Annotated in this window: 20 protein-coding genes and 1 pseudogene; 13 read left to right on the forward strand and 8 right to left on the reverse strand. The window is 64.1% G+C overall.

Annotated features, from left to right (window positions below; translation table 11 throughout):
- Positions 1-57: 57 nt before the first annotated feature.
- From fliW to ACQZAB_RS08325, 3 genes are all read left to right on the forward strand, one after another.
- A complete protein-coding gene (gene fliW, locus ACQZAB_RS08315) occupies positions 58-504 on the forward strand; it encodes a flagellar assembly protein FliW (protein WP_428388819.1) in 447 nt (148 codons plus the stop codon).
- Between the two features lie 108 nt (positions 505-612).
- Positions 613-861 (forward strand): carbon storage regulator CsrA, encoded by a 249-nt coding sequence (csrA, locus tag ACQZAB_RS08320; protein ID WP_428388821.1) that lies wholly within the window; start codon positions 613-615, stop codon positions 859-861.
- A 73-nt stretch (positions 862-934) separates the two neighbouring features.
- The gene (locus ACQZAB_RS08325) at positions 935-2,401 is read left to right on the forward strand and encodes a flagellin (RefSeq protein ID WP_428388823.1); all 1,467 of its coding nucleotides are present in this window, start codon (positions 935-937) and stop codon (positions 2,399-2,401) included.
- A gap of 93 nt (positions 2,402-2,494) precedes the next feature.
- Here ACQZAB_RS08325 and ACQZAB_RS08330 read toward each other — a convergent pair whose 3' ends face one another.
- On the reverse strand, positions 2,495-3,658 hold the full coding sequence (locus ACQZAB_RS08330; RefSeq protein ID WP_428388825.1) for a PfkB family carbohydrate kinase: 1,164 nt from the start codon (positions 3,656-3,658) through the stop codon (positions 2,495-2,497).
- Positions 3,659-3,752: 94 nt separating this feature from the next.
- Between ACQZAB_RS08330 and ACQZAB_RS08335 the strand changes: the two genes are divergently transcribed.
- Positions 3,753-5,171, forward strand: coding sequence for a hypothetical protein (locus tag ACQZAB_RS08335; protein WP_428388828.1), 1,419 nt, complete (start codon positions 3,753-3,755; stop codon positions 5,169-5,171).
- A 13-nt stretch (positions 5,172-5,184) separates the two neighbouring features.
- Here the strand turns inward: ACQZAB_RS08335 and ACQZAB_RS08340 are convergent, their stop codons facing one another.
- Entirely contained in the window at positions 5,185-6,705 is a 1,521-nt protein-coding gene (locus ACQZAB_RS08340) for an oxaloacetate decarboxylase subunit alpha (protein WP_428388830.1), read from the reverse strand.
- 286 nt (positions 6,706-6,991) lie between these two features.
- On the opposite strand from ACQZAB_RS08340, the gene ACQZAB_RS08345 reads away from it, so the two are divergent.
- From ACQZAB_RS08345 to ACQZAB_RS08360, 4 genes and pseudogenes are all read left to right on the forward strand, one after another.
- Positions 6,992-8,272: a glycosyltransferase family 4 protein gene (locus ACQZAB_RS08345; protein ID WP_428388832.1), complete on the forward strand. Its 1,281-nt coding sequence runs from the start codon at positions 6,992-6,994 to the stop codon at positions 8,270-8,272.
- Positions 8,269-9,231, forward strand: a complete 963-nt coding sequence (locus tag ACQZAB_RS08350; protein WP_428388834.1) for a hypothetical protein — start codon at positions 8,269-8,271, stop codon at positions 9,229-9,231. Before ACQZAB_RS08345 ends, ACQZAB_RS08350 begins: the two co-directional genes overlap by 4 nt.
- A 30-nt stretch (positions 9,232-9,261) precedes the next feature.
- A pseudogene (gene leuS, locus ACQZAB_RS08355) lies at positions 9,262-12,145 on the forward strand (leucine--tRNA ligase).
- 9 nt (positions 12,146-12,154) lie between these two features.
- Positions 12,155-12,802: an anthranilate synthase component II gene (locus tag ACQZAB_RS08360; protein ID WP_428388835.1), complete on the forward strand. Its 648-nt coding sequence runs from the start codon at positions 12,155-12,157 to the stop codon at positions 12,800-12,802.
- Between the two features lie 10 nt (positions 12,803-12,812).
- Here ACQZAB_RS08360 and ACQZAB_RS08365 read toward each other — a convergent pair whose 3' ends face one another.
- Positions 12,813-13,901: a S66 peptidase family protein gene (locus ACQZAB_RS08365; RefSeq protein ID WP_428388837.1), complete on the reverse strand. Its 1,089-nt coding sequence runs from the start codon at positions 13,899-13,901 to the stop codon at positions 12,813-12,815.
- Positions 13,902-14,011: 110 nt separating this feature from the next.
- Here ACQZAB_RS08365 and dnaB point away from each other — a divergent pair, with 110 nt between their 5' ends.
- Positions 14,012-15,415, forward strand: a complete 1,404-nt coding sequence (gene dnaB, locus ACQZAB_RS08370) for a replicative DNA helicase (protein WP_428388839.1) — start codon at positions 14,012-14,014, stop codon at positions 15,413-15,415.
- On the opposite strand, the gene ACQZAB_RS08375 is transcribed toward dnaB, so the two are convergent.
- On the reverse strand, positions 15,412-17,109 hold the full coding sequence (locus tag ACQZAB_RS08375; RefSeq protein WP_428388841.1) for an NAD+ synthase: 1,698 nt from the start codon (positions 17,107-17,109) through the stop codon (positions 15,412-15,414). The two genes, dnaB and ACQZAB_RS08375, sit on opposite strands and share 4 nt — an antisense overlap.
- Positions 17,110-17,165: 56 nt before the next feature.
- On the opposite strand from ACQZAB_RS08375, the gene ACQZAB_RS08380 reads away from it, so the two are divergent.
- Genes ACQZAB_RS08380 through ACQZAB_RS08390 form a run of 3 tightly spaced genes read left to right on the forward strand, consistent with a single transcriptional unit; the run spans position 17,166 to position 20,661 of the window.
- Positions 17,166-18,200, forward strand: a complete 1,035-nt coding sequence (locus ACQZAB_RS08380; protein ID WP_428388843.1) for a tetratricopeptide repeat protein — start codon at positions 17,166-17,168, stop codon at positions 18,198-18,200.
- A complete protein-coding gene (locus ACQZAB_RS08385) occupies positions 18,197-19,423 on the forward strand; it encodes a THUMP-like domain-containing protein (RefSeq protein ID WP_428388845.1) in 1,227 nt (408 codons plus the stop codon). The genes ACQZAB_RS08380 and ACQZAB_RS08385 overlap by 4 nt, the downstream gene beginning before the upstream one ends.
- Positions 19,424-19,482: 59 nt before the next feature.
- Positions 19,483-20,661, forward strand: a complete 1,179-nt coding sequence (locus tag ACQZAB_RS08390; RefSeq protein WP_428388847.1) for a beta-ketoacyl synthase N-terminal-like domain-containing protein — start codon at positions 19,483-19,485, stop codon at positions 20,659-20,661.
- 6 nt (positions 20,662-20,667) lie between these two features.
- Here the strand turns inward: ACQZAB_RS08390 and ACQZAB_RS08395 are convergent, their stop codons facing one another.
- The 4 genes from ACQZAB_RS08395 to ACQZAB_RS08410 are packed head-to-tail and all read right to left on the reverse strand — an operon-like array spanning position 20,668 to position 24,593.
- A complete protein-coding gene (locus ACQZAB_RS08395) occupies positions 20,668-21,711 on the reverse strand; it encodes a PfkB family carbohydrate kinase (protein ID WP_428388849.1) in 1,044 nt (347 codons plus the stop codon).
- A gap of 33 nt (positions 21,712-21,744) precedes the next feature.
- Complete coding sequence (locus ACQZAB_RS08400) at positions 21,745-22,386, reverse strand: bifunctional 4-hydroxy-2-oxoglutarate aldolase/2-dehydro-3-deoxy-phosphogluconate aldolase (protein WP_428388851.1); 642 nt, start codon at positions 22,384-22,386, stop codon at positions 21,745-21,747.
- A 21-nt stretch (positions 22,387-22,407) separates the two neighbouring features.
- Complete coding sequence (locus ACQZAB_RS08405) at positions 22,408-23,181, reverse strand: 3-ketoacyl-ACP reductase (protein WP_428388853.1); 774 nt, start codon at positions 23,179-23,181, stop codon at positions 22,408-22,410.
- Complete coding sequence (locus tag ACQZAB_RS08410) at positions 23,178-24,593, reverse strand: glycosyl hydrolase (RefSeq protein ID WP_428388855.1); 1,416 nt, start codon at positions 24,591-24,593, stop codon at positions 23,178-23,180. Before ACQZAB_RS08410 ends, ACQZAB_RS08405 begins: the two co-directional genes overlap by 4 nt.
- 155 nt (positions 24,594-24,748) lie before the next feature.
- On the opposite strand from ACQZAB_RS08410, the gene ACQZAB_RS08415 reads away from it, so the two are divergent.
- Positions 24,749-25,615, forward strand: a complete 867-nt coding sequence (locus tag ACQZAB_RS08415; RefSeq protein ID WP_428388857.1) for a helix-turn-helix domain-containing protein — start codon at positions 24,749-24,751, stop codon at positions 25,613-25,615.
- The last annotated feature ends 35 nt before the right edge of the window (positions 25,616-25,650 follow it).

Raw genomic sequence — 25,650 nt, forward strand, 5'->3', positions numbered from 1 at the left:
CCCGGAACGAACGGGTGGTACAGGGACCAGGATGGCAGGCCGCAGAGGTAGGTAGCGATGATCATTCAAACATCGCGGTTCGGCGAAATCGAAGTGGACGACAACCGCGTCATCCACTTCCCCAAAGGCTTGCTCGGCTTCCCGAAGTATCAGCGTTATGTGCTGATTGAGTCGGGCGAGGAGTCGACGTTCTGGTGGCTTCAGTCGGTCGATCTGCCGGAACTGGCCTTTGTGGTGACGGACCCGAGCCTCTTCGTCCCGACGTACCAGGTGCCGCTAAGGCGTGAGCAGCTGGCCGATCTGGGGATCGAGAAGCCGGAAGAAGCCCAGGTGTTCGTGATCGTGAACAAGCACGACACGATGCTCACGGGCAACCTTCAGGGCCCGCTGATCATCCACGTGGCCAAGCGCACCGGTGAGCAGATGGTTCTTTCGGACCGCCGGTTCACGACCCGGGTTCCTCTTGTCGAGCTCCGAGCCCCCGCGGAGGCGATCAGCGCCTGACGCGCTGGAGATGAGACGTGAACACTTTCCCCTTTTCCATCACGAGCGCCGAGCCTTCGCAGGGATGCGACGCCCACGGCCTGAGGCCCAAGGAAGGAGCCCAACCCCATGCTCGTGTTATCCCGTCAGCGGGACGAGACCATCATGATCGGCGACGAGATAGAGATCACCGTCGTCGACATCCGGGGCGACAAGGTTCGTCTCGGCATCAACGCCCCGAGGACCGTGCAGGTGCACCGCAAAGAGGTGTACGAAGCGATCCGCCAAGAAAACACGGCCAGCGCGAATGTTCAGATCACCGATCTGACGCGACTGGAAGGACAAGTCAAGCGCCGCGCAGCCGGCGCGGGTGGCTAAGCCGCCCTACGCACGCCACGATTTCGGGACGCTTTGAAGTGTCCACGAGACCGACAATCAAGGAGGATTGTCCATGACGCGCATTAACTCAAACGTATCTGCCATGATCGCGAGGAATCAGTTGGCTGCGACCAACACCGACCTCGCTACACGACTCGAACGCCTAAGCACCGGTTTGAAGATCAACCGTGGTGCGGACAACCCCGCGGGTCTGATCGTCTCCGAACGCTTGCGCAACGAGATCCAGGCCGTTGGGCAGTCGATCGACAACATCGAACGCGCTTCCAACGTGATCGCGACCACCGAGTCGGCGCTGCAGGAGATCAACGACCTGCTGGTGTCGATGAAGAGTCTGGTGGTGGAAGCGGCCAACACCGGTGCCTTCTCGAACGAGGAGATCCGGGCGAACCAGCTGCAGATCGACTCTGCGGTGGATTCGATCACCCGTATCTCGAACACGGCGAGTTTCGCCGGGCTCCAGATGCTCAACGGCTCGCTGGACTACATCACCGAGAACGTCACCACGAGCCAGATCTCGGATGTCCGGGTGTTCGGAGCCAGCTTCGGCACGAACACCTCGATCCCGGTGACGGTCGAGGTGCTGGCCTCGGCACAGAACGCAACCCTGTTCCTGAGCGGCAACTCCGATCCCGGCAACCCGGGCACGCTGCTGAGTTCGGTTGAGTTCTCGGTGGCCGGCACCAGGGGAACGCAGGCCTTCAAGTTCATCTCCGGCGTCTCGATGTCGGCTGTGGTGGCCCAGATCAACTCCCGTAAGGACGCGACCGGCGTTTCGGCGACGCTGGTGAGTGCGACCGATCCCAGCTCGGGCGTGATCCTCAACTCGATCAACTACGGCTCCGAGGAGTTCGTGTCGGTCAAGGTGCTTCAGGATGGCGATTTCTTCCAGCCGCTGGATGCCCAGGGCGGCACGGCGACCCTCCGCGATGACGGACAGGATGTGCTGGCCATCGTCAACGGCAACCTGGCGCTGGGACGGGGCTCTCTGGTCAGTCTGAATACGACGGTGCTTCAGCTCGAACTCCAGCTGACGGATGCGGCGGCGACGCAGACGGGTGTCGAGTACGACTTCGATATCACCGGCGGTGGCGCGGTCTACCAGATCGGGCCCTCGGTCAACTCGTCGCAGCAGGTCGGCTTCGGTATCCAGTCGGTGGCCGCGGCCAATCTCGGCAACTCGACGGTTGGCTTCCTGAATTCGATCAACTCCGATGGCGACAACGCCCTGGTCAAGGGTCGGGCCCGAGAGGCGAGTGATGTGCTCGATGCGGCGATCGATCAGGTCTCCATCCTCCGGGGTCGGTTGGGTGCTTTCGAGCGGAACACGCTGGATACGACCTCGCGGTCGGCCCAGGTCGCGCTCGAGAACCTGACAGCGTCGGAATCACGTATCCGTGATACGGACTTCGCCGAGGAGACCTCGGCCCTGACGCGTGCTCAGATCCTCCAGCAGGCGGGCACGCAGACGCTATCCTTGGCCAACAACACGGCCCAGTCGGTCCTGACGCTGCTGCAGTAAGCGACGCAACACGAGTAATGACAAGCGGCCCGGTTCACGCCGGGTCGTTTTTTGCGCGTCTAGCGCAAGAAAGCCCAGTCAGTATCTGCAGGTTCAGCCGCCTTCCGGGGCCGGGAGGTTGTCGCAGAAGTCGGCGAGGTCGGTCAGGGTCGGGCTCTTGGCGTTGCGGACGTAGAACCCGCTGGTCCCGACACCGGTGCAGAGGCACTGCTCCAGGCTCAAACCGGCAAGCAGACCCAGGCAGAACCCCGCATTGAAGTTGTCCCCGGCGCCTGTCGAGAGCTTGGGCTGTTTGACGAAAGGACCGGCAAACGTCGCTGAGGTCGACTCGCCGTTGATGATACGACAGGCCGCGGCACCGCTTCGAGGATGGACGACCGTGGCGTGGATCCCCATGGCCTCACGGATGGCGATGGCGGTCTGCTCGATCTCGGCTTCGGCGTCCTTGGCTTCGGGCAGGCCCAGGGCCTTGGCGACGTAGGTCGACTCGGCGAGGTTCATGCCGAGGATGACTTCGGCGTGGGCCTGGACCCGTTTCATGACGTCGAGGGCGCTCCGGAGGTCTTCGATGGTTCGCTTGGCGGGGTCGCAGAGATCGAAGAAAACCATGAGCTTTTTTTCCCGGCCGCTGAGGCTGGGCAGAACGTCATCCGCGAGCAGTTCCCAGATGGACTGGGTGCCCGGCATCATGGTCCAGTTGATCATGGCCAGCAGATCGGTCTCGCCGACGACGTCGGTGAAGGCCTCGACGCCAATGGTCTCGCGGATGGTGTCGGCACCGAGGGTGAGCAGGTGGGCGTACTTACCGAGCATGAGCTTGCCGTCGTCGAACTCGACGGCGTCGGTGGCTCCGGCATCGGCGAGGGGCACCACGGCCTCGGCGCGTTCGACCAGTTCGGCGAAGATCGGGTCCGGGTTTGGATAGCCGACAGCGCCCATGTAGGTGGTGGCGACCTGCCCGGCGGCGAGGGCGTTGGCCATGATGGGTCCATTGCCGCCAAGCTTCTGGAGCGTTGTCACGAACTCGAAGTTGGCGCTCTTGCCAGCGGCGGCGGAGATCCGTCCGCCAAAGACATCGATGGTGGGTATGGCGTCGAAGGAAACGGGGTCGTAACGGCGGTCGACGACGCGGATGATGGAATCGATGAAGCCGTCGAAGCCGATGACGGCCCTGGCACCATCGGCCTTGGTTACGCGTTGGCCATAGGCTCGCAGGCCGGCTGCAGCTGCCTTGGCAATGGCTGTTCGATCTGCCATGGGTCATCTCCTTGGGTACGTCCAAATCTGGGCGGGCAGATTAGCAGATCAGGACAGCTCGACTCACGCCTTGGCTCTGTGGGATACTGCGGTGATGGCTGTGAACAGCATCCAGGACGGGCTGGCGTATCCGTCGATCCGGAGTCGTTGGCACGATGGCCGCGTCGCAGCGGTGTTGCCCATCGCCCCGTGGATCGCCGTGAATCGCGGGGCTCATGCCTGGGGCTGGCCCGGGGCGGCTGCAGCTCACCTCGTGGGGTTGGTTGGTTGGCCGCTCTGGTATGCAGCACCCGAGTTGCTGGGCGAGCCCGGCTACCTGATGGCCATCATCCTGCTGATCGAGCTGGTGCTGATCGCGGCAGCGGGGGGTCTGCAGGTCTGGACCCATCTGGATGGCAAGAGCCTGCGGACCTATCTGCTGGCGATCAAACGCGTCTATCTGTTGATGCCGTTTCTGGCGCTGTTCGGATGGTGTGTCTGGGGCGTGGGCTGGCTGCTCGTGACGGCACAGTTTGGTCTCAGGGATGCCTACTACGAGACCCATCCCGAGCAGAGGGACCTGCGCGAGCTCCAGCGGTGGTTGATCGAAGCCATCAGCTATGTGGGGCTCTGGCTTGCCGTGGTTTGGCCTGTGCTGGTAACGCTTCTGACCGTGCGTGCGGGCCGGCCGGGCTGGTCCTCGCGCTGGCCGGCCCACTGTGAGAAGTGTGATTACACGCTGCTGGGCCTTGAGCCTCACGCGTCTTGCCCTGAGTGCGGGGAGCCTGTGGTGAACTCACTGGTTGAATCGCCAAGGCAGCGCAGGGATCCAGCCTACGAGTCATCGTCCCTATGGAAACGTGGGCGTCTGGTTCTGCGCAAGCCTACAAAGTTCGGCGAGATGGCTCAGAGCAGGTCACCTGAGCGCATCCCCTGGGTTTCCGTCGTCGTCTGGCTGCTTAGCGTCGTGCTGGTCATGGCCTACACCACCTCCATCTACGCCTATAGCCGTCAGTACAGTGCGAACTTTGGATTCGGGAGGTCGATTTCGCCAGAACCCTATGAGCTTCTTGAGGTTTTCACGTTTGGGGCGCTTCGGGATTTCCGTGGGATCGATGATTTTTTCTGGATCGTTGTCTGGGTCCTCGCCTGGCTGGGCTTGTTTTATTCGCTCTGCCTGTTGGGTCTGCTCAGTTCTTCGCTGCTGCTGGCTGAACGCGCGGGTGGCAACCGCGGCTACGGACCCCTGCGGCAGGCGGTCTATGCCTCTCCAGGCCAACTCGCGCTTGCGATCTTCTTTGCCTGCGTCTTGTTCATCTGGTCTGCGTTAGCCGAGATCTGGACTTTTCTGAATCCCCTCCTGATGTTCTTCGAACAACTCGGCCACTGGGGCCTGAGCATCCCTGAGTCTCTCACAGACCTTGCATGGGGCACGCCCTGGGCTTTGTTCTTCCTCTGGTGCATCGGCTTCTACGGCTGGTACACCTACGCGCTATCGTGCGTAGCGCGGGCGGCACGATACGCAAACGCTTAGTTGGGGACGGGTGTCAGCCCTTGGCGCGCTTGTTGAGGAAGGCCTTCGCCGGTGCAGGGAACAGCAGCATCAGCAGCAGGTCGCGGTGGTTCTTGATGATGTCGCCGTGTTCCTTGTAGATCTTTGTCAGATCGGCGCGTTCGACGTACTGAGCCGGCCGGCCGGTAAAGAGTTCACGGCCTTGCGAGACTTTCTTGAGCACTTCCGGATCTGCGGGTCCGGGCAGCTTGCCGTACTTGCCGAGCATCACTTCACGGAAGGGCTCGGAGACAAAGCCGTAGGGCTCGCCCTGGATCACGTTGAAGGCGGCCTGAGTCCCGACGATCTGGCTGGTCGGCGTCACGAGCGGGAGATAGCCGGCGGCGGCCCGGACCTTCGGGATCTCTTCGAGGATCCTGGGCATCTGGTCGAGTTTGCCCTGCTCCTTGAGCTGGTTGTGGAGGTTGGAGATCATCCCGCCGGGGATCTGCGAGGCGAGTTGGGCCTTGTCGATCGCGGGATAGCCCTGTGGTTCCATGATCTTCTGCTCGATGAGATCGACGGCCTGATCGCAGGAGGCCTTGTCCTTTTTTTTGAGCAGGTCGATGGCCTCGCGGATGACCTTGAGCATCTCGGGCGTCGGCTCTGCCGGCCAGGGCTCGCCGAAGTGGTCCGGGTCCTTATCGACCTCGGCCAGCTCCTTGCGGATGGCTCGGAGTTCCTTATCGATGGCGGGGGCCGTCGAGAAGTCGACGTTAAGTTCGACCCCGAGTTCGCTGGCAAAGAAGCGGATCAGCTCCGCGGGCGGCTGGGCCGTGCCGTGAGCCATCGGGCCGTAGCAGGTGTCGAGGTGATCTACGCCGGCGAGCATCCCGACGACGTAGCTCGCCGTTGCGAGGCCGTTCGTGCAGTGGGAATGCAGCGTCAGGTCGAGATTCGGGTAGGTGGCCTTGAGCTTCTCGATCAGCACCCAGGCGTCGGCGGGGTGGAGCAGGCCGGCCATGTCCTTGATAGCGATCGAGTCGGCACCGGCATCGACAACGCGTTGGGCGAATCGGAGGAAGTGATCGGTGTCGTGAACCGGCGAGACGGTGTAGCTGATGGCGGCCTCGGCGTGACCGCTGAAGGTCTTGGTCGCCATGATGGCGGTGGTGAGGTTCCGGTGGTCATTCAGGGCGTCGAAGATACGCATCCGATGCAGCTTGCCGCCGCCGGTTCGGATGGCCTCTTTCAGGAATTCGTAGACGACGTTATCCGGATAGGGGTTGTACCCGAAGAGGTTCTGGCCACGACAGAGGGAGCGGATCTCGATCTCGCAATCGCCCTCATCGAGCACCTGGCGGAGGGTTTCGAGCCGCTCAAAGGGATCGTCGCCGGTGAATCGGAGGGAGGAATCGAGGATGGCCCCGCCCCAGAGTTCGAGGATCGTGTAACCGGAATCACGGAGCAGCGGCAGAACCCGGAGGGACTGTTTGAGGGACATCCTCGTGGCCAGCAGGGACTGATGGCCGTCTCGTAAAGAACAATCAATGAGGTTCACGCGCCGTCCAGACATCACCGATATCCCTAAATAAGACCTGAAAATCCGGGTCACAAGGCCCGGGTGTCCTTAGTTTACGGGATATTCGAAGCCGTATGTGTGGGAGTCTCCCCAGTTGGAATTGATCCTGAAAAACGAGTAGATCGGATCCCCGACCTAGGGTGAAGATCTCATCCGACTGACAGGTTCTCGCGAAGTAGCTGCTTCTACAGAGCACCGGCACGTAGGCTGCTCGTATTGAGCCTGCTTGCAAGCGGTAGCAGACCTGTATTATGCAAAAGCAGCCCTACGGAATTTTTCATTGTCGCGTTCCCGTCCCAGAGTCATCATCGTTGCCGACAATGCTTCCGCCCGCTTCGGCGGCGAGGCGATCCTCCCGCTTCACTACTTCCGCTTCCTGCGGGCTAGGGGTATCGAGGCCCATCTCCTCGTTCACGACCGAACCCGAGACGAGCTGCTCGCGGTCATCGAGCCCGCGGACCATCCCCGCCTGCACTTCGTGCCCGACCTCGCCGCCCACCGTTTGCTCTGGGCCATCGGCCGCAGGCTGCCTCATCGCCTGGGCATCATGTTCACCGGCACGCCGATGCACCTGCTCACGCAGGTCCAGCAGCGGCGTCTGGCCCGTCGGCTGGTCCGGGACCACGCGCTGACGATCGTCCACGAGCCCATCCCCGTGTCGCCCAAGACCCCTTCCCTCATGCACGGGATCGGGGTGCCGGTGGTGATCGGCCCCATGAACGGTGGGATGACCTACCCCGCGGGATTCCGCTACCTCGAATCCTCACTCGAACGCCTGCTGATCGGCCTGGGCCGCGCGGCATCCGGGCTGGCCAACGCCCTGATCCCGGGCAAGCGCCGGGCGGCCGCCCTGCTGGTCGCCAATCAGCGCACTGCCCGGGCCTTGCCAGCAGGCATCAGGGCCCCGGTGATCGAACTCGTCGAGAACGGCGCCGATCTGAGCCTCTGGCAAGCACCCGAGCTTCGGAGCCAGCCCGATGGCGTCACACGCCTTCTCTACATGGGCCGTATGGTCGACTGGAAAGCGATCGACCTGCTGCTTCATGCCCTGGCCCGGCTGGTCCGTCAGCCCGACGCCCCCCGTGTCCACATTGACCTGCTGGGCGATGGCGATCAGCGGCACGCCCTGGAGAGCCTGTCCCGGGAACTGGGCATCGGGCAGCACCTGAGCTTCCACGGCTTCCTGCCCCAGGCCGAGTGCGCCCTGCGGCTCGCGGCCTGCGACGCGCTCGTGCTCCCGAGTCTTTATGAATGCGGCGGCGCGGTGGTCCTCGAGGCCATGGCCATGAGCAAACCCGTCATCGCCACCGACTGGGGCGGACCCGCTGATTACCTCGACCCGACCTGCGGTATCCTCGTCCCGCCCACCGACCGCGAAACCTTTATCAGCGATCTCGCCCGCGCGATCAGTGAACTCGCCCGGGATCCCGACCGCCGTGTCACACTCGGTCACGCCGGTCGGGTCAAGGTCGAGACGCACTACGACTGGCAGGTGAAGATCGACCGCATCCTGGAGATCTACCAGCAGGTGATCCACCGCGATCAGGAGCCCCACTCGTGACCGATGCCCCCCGACGCAGTGTCTCGATGGTCCTCGGCGTCGGCTCGCTCGGCTACGCCCGGCTCTGCCTGCGCAGCCTGCTCCATCACGCGATCGAGCCTCTGAGGCTGCGTCTGATCACCGACAACACCGCCGACGCCGGGCAGCTCGCCGAAGCGGTGGCCGAACTGGAGCCGCCCGAGCGTCACCGTTGGTCAGCCCACGGGTTTGAGGAGCTCAATGACCTCGCCGCCGCGAAGATCCCCCAGCACCGCCACGTGCGCACGTTCATGCTGGGCCATCCCTGCTGGCGGAAGATCACCGATCCTCTGCTGCTCGCCGAGGACGGCGAGGAAGCCATCATCCTCGACCCGGATGTCTTTTTCCCCAGCCCCTTCACCTTCGAGCCCACGCCCGAGTGGGGTCTGCTCCTCATGTGGCAGCCACCCAACTGCCTGCTGCCCCCGGAGACCGTCGAACGCGCCTTCGAACTCGGCCCGCTTGCCGATCACACCGACATCGGCGTCGCGCACGCCCGAGCGCCGCTCGACTGGGACTGGCTCGATACCTACGTCCAGGCCCTGGGCGGCGCGGATCTCCCGCGCTCCATGCACGTCGAGTCGATCGTCTGGGCCGCGCTGGCCCTTCGGATCGGCGGGGGCTACCTCGATCCGGCCCGCTGGTGGTGCTACCGCAGCGCCCAGTGGAAACGCGTCGCCATCAAGCTGGGCGTCCCCGGCACCGCCATCCTGCGGCACGAGCCGCTGGGCTCGGTCAAGGCCTTCCACGCCGGCGGGCTCGCCAAGCACTGGCTGGTCCGGGCCAATCCGGCGGAGCCCGTGCATCCCGACCCCGCACTGACCCGGCCGTCGCCGGTCCGGCCCTTCGTCGCCTTCCCGCAGGCCAAGCACCGGGCCAAGCTCCGCAGGACCGCGGCCCTCCGCTCGCTGGGGTACTACCGCCTGCTCGGTTCCGGCTGAGCCCCGGGATCGCTTATCCTGAGCGGTCCCATGACCAACCCCACCCCCCATACGACCTACGACTTCGCCGCCATCGAGGCCCGCTGGCAGGCGTACTGGGCCGAGCAACACACTTTCCATGCCGCGAATCCCGATGAGGATCGGTTCGATCCGAACAAGCCGAAGTTCTACGTCCTGGATATGTTCCCCTACCCCTCCGGTGTCGGGCTGCACGTAGGGCACCCGCTCGGGTACATCGCGACGGATATCGTCGGCCGTTACAAGCGGATGCGGGGTTTCAATGTCCTCCATCCGATGGGTTTTGATGCCTTCGGTCTGCCCGCGGAGCAGTATGCCGTCGAGACAGGCGTCCACCCGCGCGAGACCACCGACAAGAACATCAACAACATGGTCCGGCAGCTCAAGCAGCTCGGGCTCGGCTACGACTGGAACCGCCAGCTCGCGACGACCGACACCGACTACTACCACTGGACGCAGTGGATCTTCCTGCAGCTGTTCAACAGCTACTTCGACCCGGTCGCCAACGCCGCCCGGCCGATCAGCGAACTCCGCCACAAGCTCGAAGAGGAGGATTACTACGTCGGGATCGATGGCGAACTCATCGAGTCGGGTGATGCCGAGAACATGGCCGCGTTAGCGGGCATCGGCGACCCCAACATCCATAAGTACCACGAGCTTGAGCCCGATCAACGCATGCGCCTGATCGACAGCTACCGGCTGGCCTATCTTGCCGAGGTCGATGTCAACTGGTGCCCGGCGCTCGGCACGGTGCTTGCCAACGAGGAAGTCACCAACGACGGCCGCTCGGAGCGGGGCAACCACCCGGTCTTCAAACGCCCGCTCAAACAGTGGATGCTGAGAATCACCGCCTACTCCGATCGCCTGATCGATGAGCTCGACCGCGTCGACTGGCCCGAGCCCATCAAGCTCCTTCAACGGAACTGGATCGGCCGTTCGACCGGCGCCGAAGTCGACTTCGCCATCGAGGGCTCGGACGAATCGATCCGCGTCTTTACGACCCGACCCGACACGCTGTTCGGCGCGACCTACATGGTGCTCGCCCCCGAGCACCCGCTGGTCGAAGTCGTGACGACCGCCGATCAACGCAAGGCCGTCGACGACTACCAGGCCGAAGCCGCTGCGAAATCCGAGATCGATCGCGGGGCCGAAGGCAAAGAGAAAACAGGTGTGTTCACCGGCGGCTACGCCCTCAACCCGGTCACAGGCCGGCCGATCCCGGTTTGGATCGCCGACTACGTCATGATGGGTTACGGCACCGGCGCGATTATGGCCGTGCCCGCGCACGACACCCGCGACCACGCCTTCGCCACCAAGTTCGGGTTGCCGATCATCCGCGTTGTCGAAGGCGGCTCAACGCCGATCGAAGACGAGGCGTTCACCGGCGTCGGGCCGAACGTCAATTCCGAGAACGATGAGGTCTCCCTCAACGGCCTCGCCACCCCCGAAGCCAAGCAGCGCATCATCGACTGGCTCGTGAGTAAGAAGCTCGGCAAGGCGACCGTGCAGACCAAGCTCCGCGACTGGCTCTTCTCCCGGCAGCGCTACTGGGGCGAGCCGTTCCCGATCCTCCACGAACTCGACGACGACGGTCAGCCGACCGGCATGATCCGTGGCGTCCCCGAACAATTACTGCCTGTCAGCCACCCGCACCTCGATGACTTCCGTCCCGAAGCCGTGGACGATCCGAACGCCCCGCCTCGCCCGCCGCTCGGTCGGGCACCTGAAGACTGGCGCATCGTCGAGCTCGACGGCAAGCGTTACCAGCGGGAACTCAACACCATGCCGCAGTGGGCCGGCTCCTGCTGGTACTACTTGCGCTTCCTCGATCCCTCCAACCAGCACCGCTTCGTCGCCCCCGAGACCGAGCGATACTGGATGACACGCGCTGAAGAACAGCCCGGCGGCTACGAAGGCGGGGTCGATCTCTACGTCGGAGGGGCCGAGCACGCCGTGCTCCACCTGCTCTATGCCCGCTTCTGGCACAAGGTGCTCTTCGACCTCGGGCACGTCCTCGACGGTCGAGCCCTTCGGCCGGCTCTTCAATCAGGGCTACATCCAGGCCTACTATTACGAAAAAGACAACGGCACCCGCGTCGAGGCCACAGAGGTCACCACCGAAGACGGCCGACCGGCCTACGAGGCCCAGGGCCAACCCGGCACGAAGTTCGTCTTCGAAGGCGAACCCGTTACCGAGCGCTACGGCAAGATGGGCAAGTCGCTCAAGAACGCCGTGGCCCCCGACGACATCTGCCACGAGTACGGCGCTGACACCCTCCGGCTCTACGAGATGGCGATGGGCCCCCTCGACCAGTCCAAGCCCTGGAACACCAAGGACATCACCGGCGTCCACCGGTTCCTGCAACGGCTCTGGCGTAATTTCTTCGACCCCGAAACCGGCGTCTGCCAGCTCACCGATGAAGCCCCGTCCGACGAGCTCGAACGGCTGACCCACAAGACCATCGCCCGCGTGACCGAGGCCATGGAGGCGATGACCTTCAACGTCGCCATCGCCGCGATGATCGAGCTCAACAACAAGCTCGTGCCCGAGCCCAAGCTTCCCCGCAGCATCGCCGACCGGCTGGTCCGCATGCTCGCGCCGCTGGCCCCGCACGTCGGCGAAGAGCTCTGGGCCGCCCTTGGCCACGAGCCCTCGGTCGCCGACGCCGACTGGCCGACCTTCGACCCCGAGATGCTCGTCGAAGACACCATCGAGATGCCGATCCAGGTCAACGGCAAGCTACGCGGCAAGATCTCCATCCCCGCCGACGCCGATCAGCCGGCCATCGAAGCCGCCGCTAAGGCCGATCCCAACGTCGCCAGCCACCTAGAGGGCAAGACCATCCGCAAGGTGATCGTCGTGCCCAAGAAGCTGATCAATATCGTGGTGAGCTAAGATCCGGTCATGATCCTCCTCATCGATAACTACGACTCCTTCACCTACAACCTCGTTCAGCGGTTGGGTGAGGTGCTCATGGCCAACGGGCTCACCGCCGAGCAGGCCGAGCAACGGTTGCACGTCGTCCGCAACGACAAGATCACGACCGACCAGATCACCGAGCTGGCTCCCGAAGCCATCATCATCTCGCCCGGCCCCTGCACGCCGAACGAGGCCGGCGTCTCCTGCGCCGTCGCCGAGGCGTTCGCCGGAAAGATCCCGCTCTTCGGCGTCTGCCTCGGGCACCAGTCCATCGGCCAGGCCTACGGCATGACGGTCGCCCGCAACAGTCACGTCATGCACGGCAAGACCTCGCCGATCCACCACGACGGCCAGGGTGTTTTCGCCGGGATGTCCAACCCATTCATCGCGACCCGGTATCACTCACTCGTCGTCACGCCCGAGACAGTCGACAAGGAACGCTTCATCGTCTCGGCCTGGACCGACGAAGGCGAGGTCATGGGCCTCCGTGCCAAGCCCGGCGTCTTCGGCGATGCCTCGGTCGAGTCCGTCCAGTTCCACCCCGAATCGTTCCTGACCACCGAGGGCCACCGACTCCTCGCCAACGTCCTGAGCCTGCCGAACGCCCCGGTTTCCCGGGACGCGGTGGCTTAAGCCAGCAAACTCACTCCAACACCACCGGCCGCTCCAGCACGGTGATGGTCTGCGCGTCCGCGTCCATCTCCACCAGCACGCCGAAGGGAAGCGTCGCGTTGTCCGCCACGTGGCCCGCGGGGAAGTTCTTGATGATCGGCACGCCGAGGTTCAGGAAATAGTCTTCGAGTACCTCGCGCATCGTCGTGGTTTCGTTCGAGGTGTCCTCTCTGGCTCGCCGGGTGAATCGACCGAGGATCGCGCCGCTGATCTGGTCGAGCTGGCCCGAGTCTTTCATCTGTCGCAGCATCCGATCAACCCGGTAGGGGGCTTCGCCGATGTCTTCGAGGTAGAGAATCTTGTCGACGGTGTCGTACTGATAAGGCGTGCCGGTCACGGCCTGCACTAGCGAGAGATTCCCGCCGACGATCTGCCCGCGAGCGATCCCGCCCACCATCGTCTCGACGGGCACTTCGACGCGTTCGTCCGACTTGATGACATAAGGCTCTGCGTCTTCTGCCTCATAGCTCGACTTGAGCAGTGCCCGCCAGAAGTAGTCGGCCGAGAACGGCCGGAGGTTGCTCTCGCTGCCGAGGCCCCACATCGGATTCGGTGAGTGAAACGTCACCAGCCCGGCTCGCTGGTGGAAGGCCGCATGCAAGGCGGTGATGTCACTGAAGCCGATGAAAACCTTCGGGTTGGCCCGGATCACCTCGTAGTCGAGCAGTTCAAGGATTCGCGTCGCCCCGTACCCGCCCGTGCCGGGGAAGATCGCATCGATCTCCGGGTCCTGGAACACCGCCATCAACTCCGCGGCCCGCTCGTGGTCGCTTCCGGCCAGGTAGCCATGCTTCCGGTACAGATTCGGCGGGATCACGATCTTAAAGCCCATGTCCGCGAGCCGGACCTGCGCCCGCTCGATCCGTTCCTGATCCAGTTCGCCCGCAGGGGCGACAAAGGCGATCGTGTCACCCGGTTCGAGAGCTTTGGGCTTGATCAGCGGCCGTACCGGAGCATGAGATCGATCAGCGGTGCTGTTGAACGCTGTGCTGCAGCCGTTAAGCAGCACCGTCGCAGTCAGCAACACAGTGAACGCGCTTCGCAAGGAAAAACTCAACATGGAAAACTCCTCAAGAGTCCTGCAATATACCCAGACGCATCAGTAGCCTCGGGAAACAAGGTGGATTGCGTCGGTATCGACAGAACGACCGCATGGCCTATCCTCTAGCCATGACCACGTTCCAGTCTGCTCAGGGCCGCCCGTTTCGCAAGGACTTCGCTCCGCCGATCGAGATCGGCAAGCTCTTCGGCAAGCTCCCGCCCGTGCCCCGCGAAGCCGAGGCCGCTGTGCTCGGTTCGATCCTGCACGACCCCGAGTCCACCGCCGACATCATCGAGATCATCCGCGGCCCGGAAGACTTCGGGCACGCCCCCAACGCGCTGGTCTACGGAGCCATGGTCGAGCTCTACGACCAGACGCAGACCGTCGACATCGTCCAGCTCAACCAGAAGCTCGCCGACAGGCAGCAACTCGAACTGGCAGGGGGGACGGCCTACCTCGTGGAACTCGCCGAGTCCGTCCCGTCCGCCGCCGGCGGCAAGCACTGGGCCCGGATCGTCCACGACAAGGGCACCGTCCGCCGGATGATCGACGCCGCCGGACAGATCCTCCACGACTGCTACAACACCGACGAAGCCGCCGCCAATATCCTCGACCGTGCTGAACAAAAGGTCTTCGAGCTCGCCGAGGCCAAGACCGATACCGACATCGCTGAGCTCCGGGTGCTCCTGCAGGAGACCTACGAGCGGCTCGAAGCCCAGGAAGGCCGCGCCGTCACCGGCGTCGCCACCGGCTTCTACGAACTCGACGAGATGACCAACGGCCTGCAGCCCGGCGAGATGATCATCATCGCCGCCCGCCCTTCGATGGGGAAGACCGCCTTTGCCCTGAACATCGCCGAACACGTCGCCGCGACCAATCAGCACGGCGTCGCCGTCTTCAGCCTCGAAATGGGTAAGCAGCAACTCGCTCAGCGTCTGCTCTGCTCCCGCTCAGGCGTCGACTCCCACCGCCTCCGTCGAAACATGCTCTCCCGCGACGACTTCGCCAAGCTCTCACTCACCGTCGGCGAACTCTCCGAAGCCCCGATGTTCATCGACGACACCCCCGGCCTTTCACTCCTCTCGCTCCGCGCCAAGGCGCGCCGTCTCAAGGCCCGGCATGACATCCAGTGTGTGGTGATCGACTACCTCCAGCTGATGTCCGCCGCAGGGGCGTCCTCCCGCGAGCAGGAAGTCTCTTCGCTGTCCCGTGGCATCAAGGCCCTGGCACGTGAGCTCGAAGTCCCGGTGATCTGCCTCTCGCAGCTCAACCGTGCCGCCGAACAACGCGAAGGCCACCGCCCCCGGATGTCCGACCTCCGCGAATCCGGCTCGATCGAGCAGGACGCCGACGTCGTGATGATGCTCCACCGGGAGGACTACTACCACCGAGGCGACGAGGACTACGTCGATACCAACACCGCCGAGGTCATCCTCGCCAAGCAGCGTAACGGCCCGACCGGCACCGTCCGGCTCCAGTTCGATGGCGGATCGACCCGGTTCAACAACCTCGCGACCGGCTCGGGCTTCTAGGAAACGCTGCCGGCTTTCACCCCGCTGCGATACCGCTGCGCAATCGGCACCCGACGTCCGAAGCCAAACGCGCGCCCGGTCACCTTGAGACCCGGGGCCGCCTGCTTGCGTTTGTACTCGTTCCGATCGATGAGCCCGGCGATGCGTCGCACGGTCTCTTCGTCGAACCCGGTCTCGTTCACGATCCGATCGACCGGCTGGTCCAGTTCGACGTACCTCTCGATGATCGCATCCAGCACCTCATAGGCAGGCAGCGAATCCTGATCGACCTGGTCAGGGCGGAGCTCAGCTGATGGGGGTTTGGTGATGGTCGGCTCGGGGATGATTTCCTTCGCGTCGCCGGGCACCACCTTCCGGGGGTTGGCGTTCATCCACCGGGCCATCTCGTAGACCTGGGTCTTGGGCACGTCCGATAACACGCCCAGCCCGCCAGCCATGTCGCCATAGAGCGTGCAGTACCCGACGGCGACCTCCGACTTGTTCCCGGTCGTCAGCAGCATGGCCCCGAGCTTGTTCGAGATCGCCATCAGCAGCGTGCCCCGCACCCGCGCCTGGACGTTCTCCTCGGTGACATCCGGCTCCAGGCCCTCGAAGATGCCGCTCAGGGCCGTCTCAAAGGCTCCGTGGGGCTGCTCGATCGGGATCCGTTCGAAGCGGATGCCGAGATTCTTGGCCAGGGTTTTGGCGTCCGAGACCGATCCCTCGGACGAATAACGTGATGGCATAGCGACACCTATGACCCGATCGGCTCCGAGTGCCGCGACCGCGATGGCCGCTGAGACCGCCGAATCGATCCCACCAGACAGCCCGAGCACCACCGATTTGAAGCCGCATTTGACGCAATAATCACGCAATCCGAGCACCAAAGCCTCGAAAACGCCCTCGATTCCCCTCGGATAAACCGGCTCGATGGGCTGTCCGGCACCCCTGAGCGGGACATCGACGGTCATAAAATCCTCAGCAAAGCAGGCGGCATGAGCCAGCAACTGCCCCTCGCTGTCCACCACGCAGGACCCGCCATCGAAGACCAACTCGTCGTTCCCGCCCACCTGATTGACGTAAACCAGCGGCATGGCGTATCGCCTGGCGACGTGCTTCATCAGCCGGAGCCGGAAGTCCTGCTTATCCCTGGTAAACGGCGAGGCTGAGGCGTTGACCAGCATCTCGGCCCCGGCCTGGGCCAGCAAGCCGGCGGGCTCCGAGGTGTAGAGCCGTCGCTCGAACAGGTCTTCCTCGTTCCAGAGGTCCTCGCAGATGCAGACCCCCAGCGAGGCTCCCGCGGCCCGGACCGGCTCCAGACCGGTACCCGGCTCGAAGTAACGGCGTTCATCAAAAACGTCATAGGTGGGCAGAAGCGTCTTGATGACGCTTCGCTGGACGGCCCCATCGGCACAGACCGCAGCGGCATTGACCAGAGGCGGGCCCAGCTTGGCATCCGAAACCGCCGGATAGCCGATAACGGCGGTAAGGCCGTGGCAACGCCCCGCGAGTTCGTGGACGACCTCGCCGCATGCCTCAACCAGGTCCGGCTTAAGGAGCAGGTCTTTGGGCGGATATCCGCAGACCACCAGTTCGGGTAGCACGAGTAAATCCGCCCGAGCCGACAACGCCCGATCGATCGCCGAAGCGATCCGATCGCGGTTGCCAGCTATGTCACCCACCGTCGGATTGATCTGACCAAGTGCCACACGCATTCGATTGACCTCACAAGGGAACCAAACCTCCCCGCAGCGAGTATCGTAGGACCATCATGCACGACACGGGACACACACGACGACGCTCGACCCAAACCCTCCTCGGGGCCGGGCTCCTGCTCACCCTCACCCTCTTCGCTGGCACCGGCTGCGAAACGACGGCTCTGGACCCGCTTCAGACCCGATCCGTCAGCGATTCGAGGGCCACCGTCCTCGTGGCTCAGGCCGATGAACTGGTCGACGCGGGCAACACCGGCGAAGCCCTCGCCGTGCTGGCCGAGGCGATCGAGCGTGATCCCGATCTGACCGAGGCTCACGTGGCCGTCGGCGAAATCCACCTCAACGCCGGCAACCTGAACGCTGCCGAGCAGGCGTACGAGCGTGCCGTCCAGACCGACCCACGCGATTACGACGCCCAATACGGCCTCGCGGTCGTGAATCAGCTCCTCGGCCGGGTGAGCGAGTCCGTGACCGGCTATCTCCGGGCTCTCTCGATCGAGCCGGAGTCCTTCGAGGCCCGGCGGAATCTCGCCTCGGCCTACCTCCAGGCCGGCCGGCCCGACCTCGCGCTCCGGCACGCGGTCATGTCCACCGAAAAAGATCCCGAGAGCCGGGGAGCCTGGATCAACCTGGGCGCGACCTACAGCATGCTTGGCGACCACGAGAAGGCTGTCCGCTGCTACCAGCAAGCCGCTGAACTCGGCGAGCTCGACCCGCCTCTGCTGCAGAGCTGGTCGCAGGCCCACCTGAACCTCCGCGAATTCGACCGTGCCGCCAACCTGCTGCAGCAACTGGTGCGCGAGCAGCCCTCGGCCTACGCCCATGAACGCTACGGCTACGCCTTGTTCAAGCAGGGCCGCAGGCAGGACGCGATCGTCCAGTTCCAGGCCGCTCTCGAACTTGACCGGCGGATGCCCCCGGCCCTCAACGGTATCGGCGTCTGCCTGATGGCCGAGTTCCTCGAAACCGGCCGCCGAAACCCTGCGTTGCGTGACCGGGCCATCGCGGCCTGGCGTCGTTCGCTGACCATCGAGCCCCAGCAGCCGAAGATCGTCGACCTGATGTCTCGCTTCGGCCGCATCGCCCTGTGACCACGGCCAACACGCCGGGGTCCAGCGCGTGCCGGCTCTGGCAGGACCTGGTTGACCATCATCCCGACCTGATTCGGCAGGCCGAGCAGATCGATCGCACCTCGGTCTCTGCGATCGCACGGCTGCGCAAGCACGCTTCCCCAGAACTGGCCCATCGGGCCGCACAACTCGCCGAAGCCAGGCAGCGGGCTCGTGCCAAGCTGGGTGATCGAGCCGCCGAGTTGATCGCCGATATCCAGGGCGTCGAGCAGGCCAGCCACCTCGCGATCGCGACCATCAAAGCCGAGCGCTTCCAGCAAGCCGGGTTCACCGAAGCCATGGACCTCTGCTCCGGGATCGGCGTCGATGCCATGGCCTTGTCCGACTCGGGGATCGAGACCCTCGCCGTCGATCTCGATCCGCTCCGAGCCTGGATGACCTCTTGCAATGCCAACTGTTCGGCGACCGCGGGCGATGCCGGGTCCGTCGATGTGAGCCGGTGCGCCGTCCACCTCGACCCCGCCCGACGATCCGAAGGCCAGCGGTCTAAATCTCTGACCGACTATCTGCCCGATGCCGCCGCTATGGCCGCCATCCTCGGCAAGGCCCCCGCGGCCTGCATCAAGCTCAGCCCCGCTGTTGATCTGGCCGAAGCCGAGGACTACCTCACCCCCGCCTGCCAGCAACGCTCGATCGAATTCGTCTCTCTTTACGGCCGACTGGTCCAGGCGCTCTGGTGGACGCAGTCTCTGGCACAACCCGCGACCGACTCGGGTGAGACACCTCGAGCTGCCCTGCGCATCGACGATGCCGGGATCCATCGACTCGTCGCAGAACCCGAGTGGCCGGACATCGGTCCCGTGCCCGAGCAGGGTGTCCTCCACACTCTCGACCCTGCCGCCGAGCGAGCCAACCTCGCCACCCATCTGTGCTCGCTGCATGGCGGGACCATGCCACACCCCCGGGCCGGTCTGATTGCCGCTGCAGAGCCGATCGATTCGCCCTGGCTCACCTCTTTTCGCGTCGAAGCCGAGCTTCCCTGGCGGCAGGACAAGGTCCACGCCTGGCTCAAGCAGCACCGGACCGGGCTCGTCGAGATCAAGCCGCGCGGGCTCACGCTCGACACCGATCAGCTCCAGAAAACTCTCCGTGGGCCGAAGAAGCAGACACCGCGCACCCTCTTCATCACCCGGATCGAATCGAAAGTCCGCTGCTGGATCACTCAGCGGCTTTCGCGGACCTGAGTCCGAATGCCTTGACTCACCCAAACCCACGGGGCCGGAGTCACTAAAATCCTCCGCCCATGACCGCCACCTCGACACGGAGCATCCAAATCACCGGCCTCGGCCTCGTCACGCCGTTGGGCGTCGGCGCTTGGCCGACCTTCCGCGGGCTTCTGGACGGACGCCGAATCACCGACCGGAGGTCCGAACTCCCCGAGGACACCGATGCCACCTCCCTCGTCCGGGCCATCGGCTGCGTTGCTACGGCTCAGCACACCGCCACCGATCCGACGGTCGAACTCGCCGAACGCGCTGCCCGCGAAGCCCTCGATCAGGCCGGCATCGTTAGTGAAGAACGCATCCCGACCTACCTCGGCACGAGCAAGGGAGCTGTTCTGGCTCTCACGCACCAGCACGCCGAGCACCGCCACCTCGCGGTGGCCCTCGGACCCCACGGCTATCTCGATCACCACCTCAGCCAACGGCTGCCCATCGAACCACGAGGCCACCACGTCGCTGCTTGCGCCTCATCACTCACGGCACTCGACGCCGCTCGCCGGGCGATCCTCCGGGGTGACTGCGATCGGGCGCTCGTGCTGACCGCCGAGTCGGCCATGTCGCCCGCTTTCATCCATGCCTATCACCGGCTGGGTGTGCTCGCTTCCCCGAACAAACAGGCTTACCGGGAGACGCCGCTCGCCCAAGAGCGTGGCGGCTTCACGCTCGCCGAACTCGCTGCGGCCGTGGTGCTCTCAGCCAGCGACGCTGTCACAGAGACTGCCCGCACGGGCAGGGGGGTGGAATTGCTCAACACCGCCACCGCCGCCGAGGCCGAGCACCTGATCCATCCCGGCGAGTCGATGTCGGCTCTGGCACATATCGCCGATGAACTGTTTGATGGCCGGGCCATCGATGTTCTCCATCCCCACGCGCCCGGCACGTCCGGCCACGATCCGCGGGAGTGCCGGGTGCTCTCAGCGGCCTGTTCCGAATCTTCCCCGCTGATCTACGCCAACAAGGGCGCCCTCGGCCACGGGCTCGGCGCATCCGGACTCGTCAGCGTGGTGCTGGCCTGCATGTGTCTGCGCACCGGTCGGATCCCGCCGATGTCCTGGCTGGCTGATCCCGACAACCCGCCGATGGAGGGCAGCCAACTTCCACTCACCGCATCGCCTCAAAGCTGCGGCCGTACTGGCACCCACGCCATCTTCGCCGCCGGCTTTGCTGGACACACCGCTGGGGCTGTCATCAAAGGCTGAGCCGTCTTAACGCTCGACTCGGCCAGAGCCATCGCCGCCTGCCAGCTTCAAGACTTCATCGGCGGACACGAGGTTGAAATCACCGGGAATCGTCTGCTTGAGGCACGAGGCTGCCACGGCGAACTCAAGAGCACGCCGGGTATCGCCCAGCGACAGCAAGCCGTAAATCAGACCCGCTGCGAAGCTGTCACCCCCGCCCACCCGATCGACGAGCTGAACGTCATAGACCTTCGAGCGTGTGGCGGTCGAACACGCTTTGTCATCCAGCATGATCGCCGACCAGCCGTTACGCGATGCCGAATGGCTTTCACGGAGTGTGATCGCCACGGTGTCAAACGAAAACTCGGCCTTCAGCCGCTCGGCCAGCTTGCCGTAGCCCGCCAGGTCGAGCTCACCCTTGGTGACATCTGTCCCGTCGGGCGATATGCCGAGTGATTTTTCAGCGTCCTCCTCGTTGGCGATGCAGACGTCCACCTGCTCCATCAGCGGACGCATCACCGCCTGGGCCTGCTCGGTCGTCCAGAGTTTTTTGCGGAAATTCAGATCGCAGGAGACCCGGCAGCCCGCCTGCTTCGCGGCTTCGAGCAACCCAGCGAGTGTCTTCTGAGCCTGCTCTCCTAACGCCGGTGTGATGCCCGTCCAGTGGAACCAGCCAACACCTGCAAACAATCCATCCAGGTTCAGTTCATCGGCGCGGAGCGTGGTCACCGCCGCCGCCGCACGGTCATAGATCACCTTGCTGGCCCGCTGGCTGGCACCCGTTTCGAGAAAGTAGATCCCGATCCGATCCCCGCCACGTACGACGTAGTCGGTGTCGACACCGAAGCGGCGCAGGTGATTCACCGCCGCCTGCCCGATCTCGTGCTCCGGCAGTTTGCAGACGAAACGACTCGGGATGCCGAACTGCGACAACGACGCCGCGACATTGGCTTCGCCCCCGCCGAAGGTCACATCGAGTGAGTTGGTCTGCGTGAAGCGTGTGAACCCCGGCGTCGACAGCCGCAGCATGATCTCGCCGAACGTCACGACCCCAAGTCGATCATCAGCCATCCGATTTATCTCCAGTCTCTGAGCATTGCAGAATCAACCGACACCATCGGCCGACGCACGGACCCTCGCAGCGTTCGCCGTAATCGCATCCCAGTCACGGTCCACGAGCTGCTGCTTCGTCGCGAGAGCACTACCCACGCCCACGGCCACCGCGCCGGCCTTCAGCCAGTCGCCGGCGTTATCGAGTGTCACCCCGCCGGTTGGCATCAGCCGCAGCCCGGGCATCGGTGCGAGGACTGCTTTGAAAAAGCCCATGCCCACGACGTCCGCAGGAAACACCTTCATCACATCGGCACCGGCTTTCGCTGCACGATGGATCTCGGTCGGCGTCAGGCAACCGGGCATGGCCGCGGCCCCGCCGGCGTGAGCCGCCCGCACCACGTCCTCATCGAAGACCGGGCTCACGACATACTTGGCACCCGCCTCGACCGCGGCTGAGGCCGTTGCCCCATCGGTAACCGAGCCGACACCAATGAAAAGCTCATCCCCACGCTGCGCCGAGAGGCCGCGGATCACCTCGATGGCGTTCGGCGTGCTCATCGTGATCTCCAGGGCCCGGACGCCCCCTGCGACCAGCGCATCAGCCAGACCATCGACCATCTCGGCATCGGGCAGCCGCAAGACGGCCACCACACGCTCTGTTACCAGCCTGTCGAAGATCCCTTCACGACTCATCGGAACACCTCATCCTCGGGCTCAAAGCCGCTGCGTTGTCAGCCCGCCATCGACCATGATGGCCTGACCCGTTGCATAGGGTAGATCGCCACGAACCAAAGCCGCCACCGCCGAGCCCACATCTTCTGGCGTCCCCCAGCGGCGATCAATCGCGATCCCGTCCGCGAACAGTTTGTCGTATTTCTCGGTCACTCCCGCGGTCATGTCCGTCTTGATGATGCCGGGCCGCACCTCGTAGCAGTTGATGCCGTATTCACCCAGTCGAGCCGCCCAGAGCTGGGCCGCCATCGCCAGCCCCGCCTTGGTGATGCAGTAATCGCCGCGGTTGGTCGATACCACCGTCGCACTGATCGAGGTCACAAACACGATCGAGGGTGTCCGCGCCGAATCCTGCTGCTTCTGCTCAACCATCCACTTCGCGGCCTGCTGGGTCAGAAAATACGGCCCGCGCAGGTTGATCGACATCAACCGATCAAAACTCTCCGTCGATGCCTCGAGGATGTCGGCCCGCTCTGCTGGCGCTACTCCGGCGTTGTTCACCAGAGCATCGAGCCGACCGAAGCGTTCACGCACCCGGGAAAGCATGGACGCGTGGTCGTCGAGTGATGCCACGTCACCCCGCACGTACAGCGCAGAGACACCAAGACCTTCCAACTCATCGAGCACCGGACGCACATCGTCCTCAGGCCTGCGCCCGTTGATGACCAGATCAAAGCCATCAGTGGCTAGCCGCTTCGCGATGCCCAGACCGATGCCGCGTGACCCACCCGTGACCATCGCCACCAGACGACTCATGATCGGGCTCCCTTCTCAACCGGACCGAAGAAGCAGTAAGCCGGCTCATTTCTGGCCAGCCGCTGCACAGTCAACGCGGCTTCCCGCAGGTGGTAGTCACCCCACATCGCCGCCTCGCCGCAGGGAATCTTCCGTCCCGCGGGGGTGTGATCCCAGTCATTCGGCCGGTGATAGATCTGGTGCAGCAACAGGCCCTGGTGCTCATCGTCCACTGCCAGATAGGTATCCGTCAGCAGCGTGCGCAGCGTCGTCAGACCGGTCTGGAGGTAGCGTTTGCCCGCCGTGTCGTCGTCCTTGCTGCTCAGGTAAAGCCCAAGCCGGATGAGGCCCTGGCAACCGATTGCCGACGCCGAACTATCCACCGGCTCGTGGTCGTTGAACGGCTCTGCGGGACGATCGAGGTAGTCACCCATGTTGGCCAGCCCGGGCGCTCCCGTGTCCCAGTAGGTGATGCCATCGGCGGGCGTGTGCTCGATGAAGAAGTCGCAGGTCGCCCTTGCGGCTTCAAGCATGAAGCCCTCGATCTCAGCCCGCCCGCCGAAGGGTTTCAGTTCGCTGTCGTCCAGCGTCGACAGCCATTCCAACTGTTCGGGATAGCCGACCATGGCCCATGACAATCCGCGTGTCCAGGTGCTGAAGGCCGAGTAACCCTGCTGCGTCGAAGGACACCGGTAGTCGCCGTTGTTGGTATTGAAGACCGATTCGTGAGCCGTCCGGCCGCGCACGTCGTAGTAGTCACGCGGGCCGTTCTCGCTGTCTGGCCCGTACCAGATGTTGTATCTCGCCGTGTTCCGGGCGTGCTCGATGATGCGGCCGAGCAGGTTGATGCGTTCATCTCGCTCGCCCTGCAGCTCGTGGCCAAGCTGATGGCTCACCGCCAGCGCCCGGCAGCTGCGGATGGTGTCCACAAACAAGGATTGTGGCCCGTTGAACGAGCAGATGTAGCCGGTGCCATCTGATGTAACCGACCACCGGGCCGCCTGCACGGCACCGGTTACTTTCAGAGCCAGTTCATAGAAATCGATCTCCGCCGCAGAAGCCTCAAACCGGCCTTCCTTCGCCAGCCGCCAGAGATTGCCGTAGGTCGAGACATTATTGAATCCGTGATCGTGGACACCGACATGGGTCAGGTGTGGGGCCATGACGCCCCGCGTGCGATCTCTGGCCAGTTGCAGGAAGCGCTCGTCGTCGGTCGCGTCGAACTGCAGGGCCGCGGAGCCATATTGAAAGCCCTGGGTCCACTCGGTCCAGCCCTGGGCCACGTACTTGCCGTCCACCGTGAACACCGGCGTCGATGAACCGGGCGGGAAAGCCTTCTCCATCATGTCGATCTTCGCCGCGGACAGCGACCACATCCGCTCGATCCCGGGCAGCAGGTCCTGTGCTGTCAGGCCGTTGTCTATCTGAATCATCGATTCACTCCGATTGTGTCCTTAGAAACACCTCACGCCCCGAGAATAGACCCCAACGCAGCACCCCGCCACACCCAAGAAAAATTTTAGACAGATCTGGACACAAAACGTCTTGATAAGCATAATCTAATGGCGGCGCACCATGGATTCGAGCGATGGAAAAAGCCAGAAGCCTCGACAGCATGACCTCGGATCAGGCGGTGATCGACACCTGTGCCCGACTCTTCCGCGAGCAGCAGCCCATCGTCGACACCATCGCACGGCGGGTTGGTTCGGCGATCGAAGTCCTGCCCCACGCGCACCGCTCAGGGTTTCAGCTCGTTCTGCTGCGGCGTTGTGCGGGCCGTGCCATGGCCGCTGGCGACTGGGTCGGCGTCTCGGGCACGACCCTCATGGCCTCCTATCCCAACGATCGTCATGGCTACGAGATCAAGCCCACGTCGGCTTCGGCGGAGATGGTGGTCATCAAGCTTGCCATGGCCGCCAACTGGCCGGCCGCCCGCCATCGCCCCTGGCCCGCCGTGGTCACCGCAACCAGTGAAACACCCCGCCTGACCGAAGCCATCGACCGTCTCCGCAGAGATGTTCGCCCCGTCGGAGCCGCCATCCCTTCCTGGGTGGCCGACGCCACCGCCGTCTTGTGCGCCTGGATCCGATCCGACCAGCCCAACGCCCCGCAGCACGACGCTGAGGCCGATGACCCAGCCATCCAGGCCGCTCTGAGCCTCATCGAAGAACGCCCAGCGGACCCGCCATCACTCGAAGAAATGGCCGCTGTGGCACATCTCTCTCCCCGGCAGTTCGCCAGACGCTTCGAGCGCGCGGTCGGTCGAACCCCGCACGAATACACGTCCGAACGCAGGCTGGAACGAGCCAAAGCCCTGCTCTTTGACGACCGCATCTCGGGCGAGCAGGTCGCCCGTGCCGTCGGGTTCAGCTCGCAGGCCACCTTCACCCGCTGGTTCCGCCAGCGCGTCGGCCGCACGCCGATGCAGTACCGCTCGGACCCGATGGTCCTCTAGCCCATATGCGACATATCTGTCCAGATGCGCATAGC

It is taken from the genome of Mucisphaera sp. (assembly GCF_965279675.1).
Classification (GTDB): domain Bacteria; phylum Planctomycetota; class Phycisphaerae; order Phycisphaerales; family Phycisphaeraceae; genus Mucisphaera.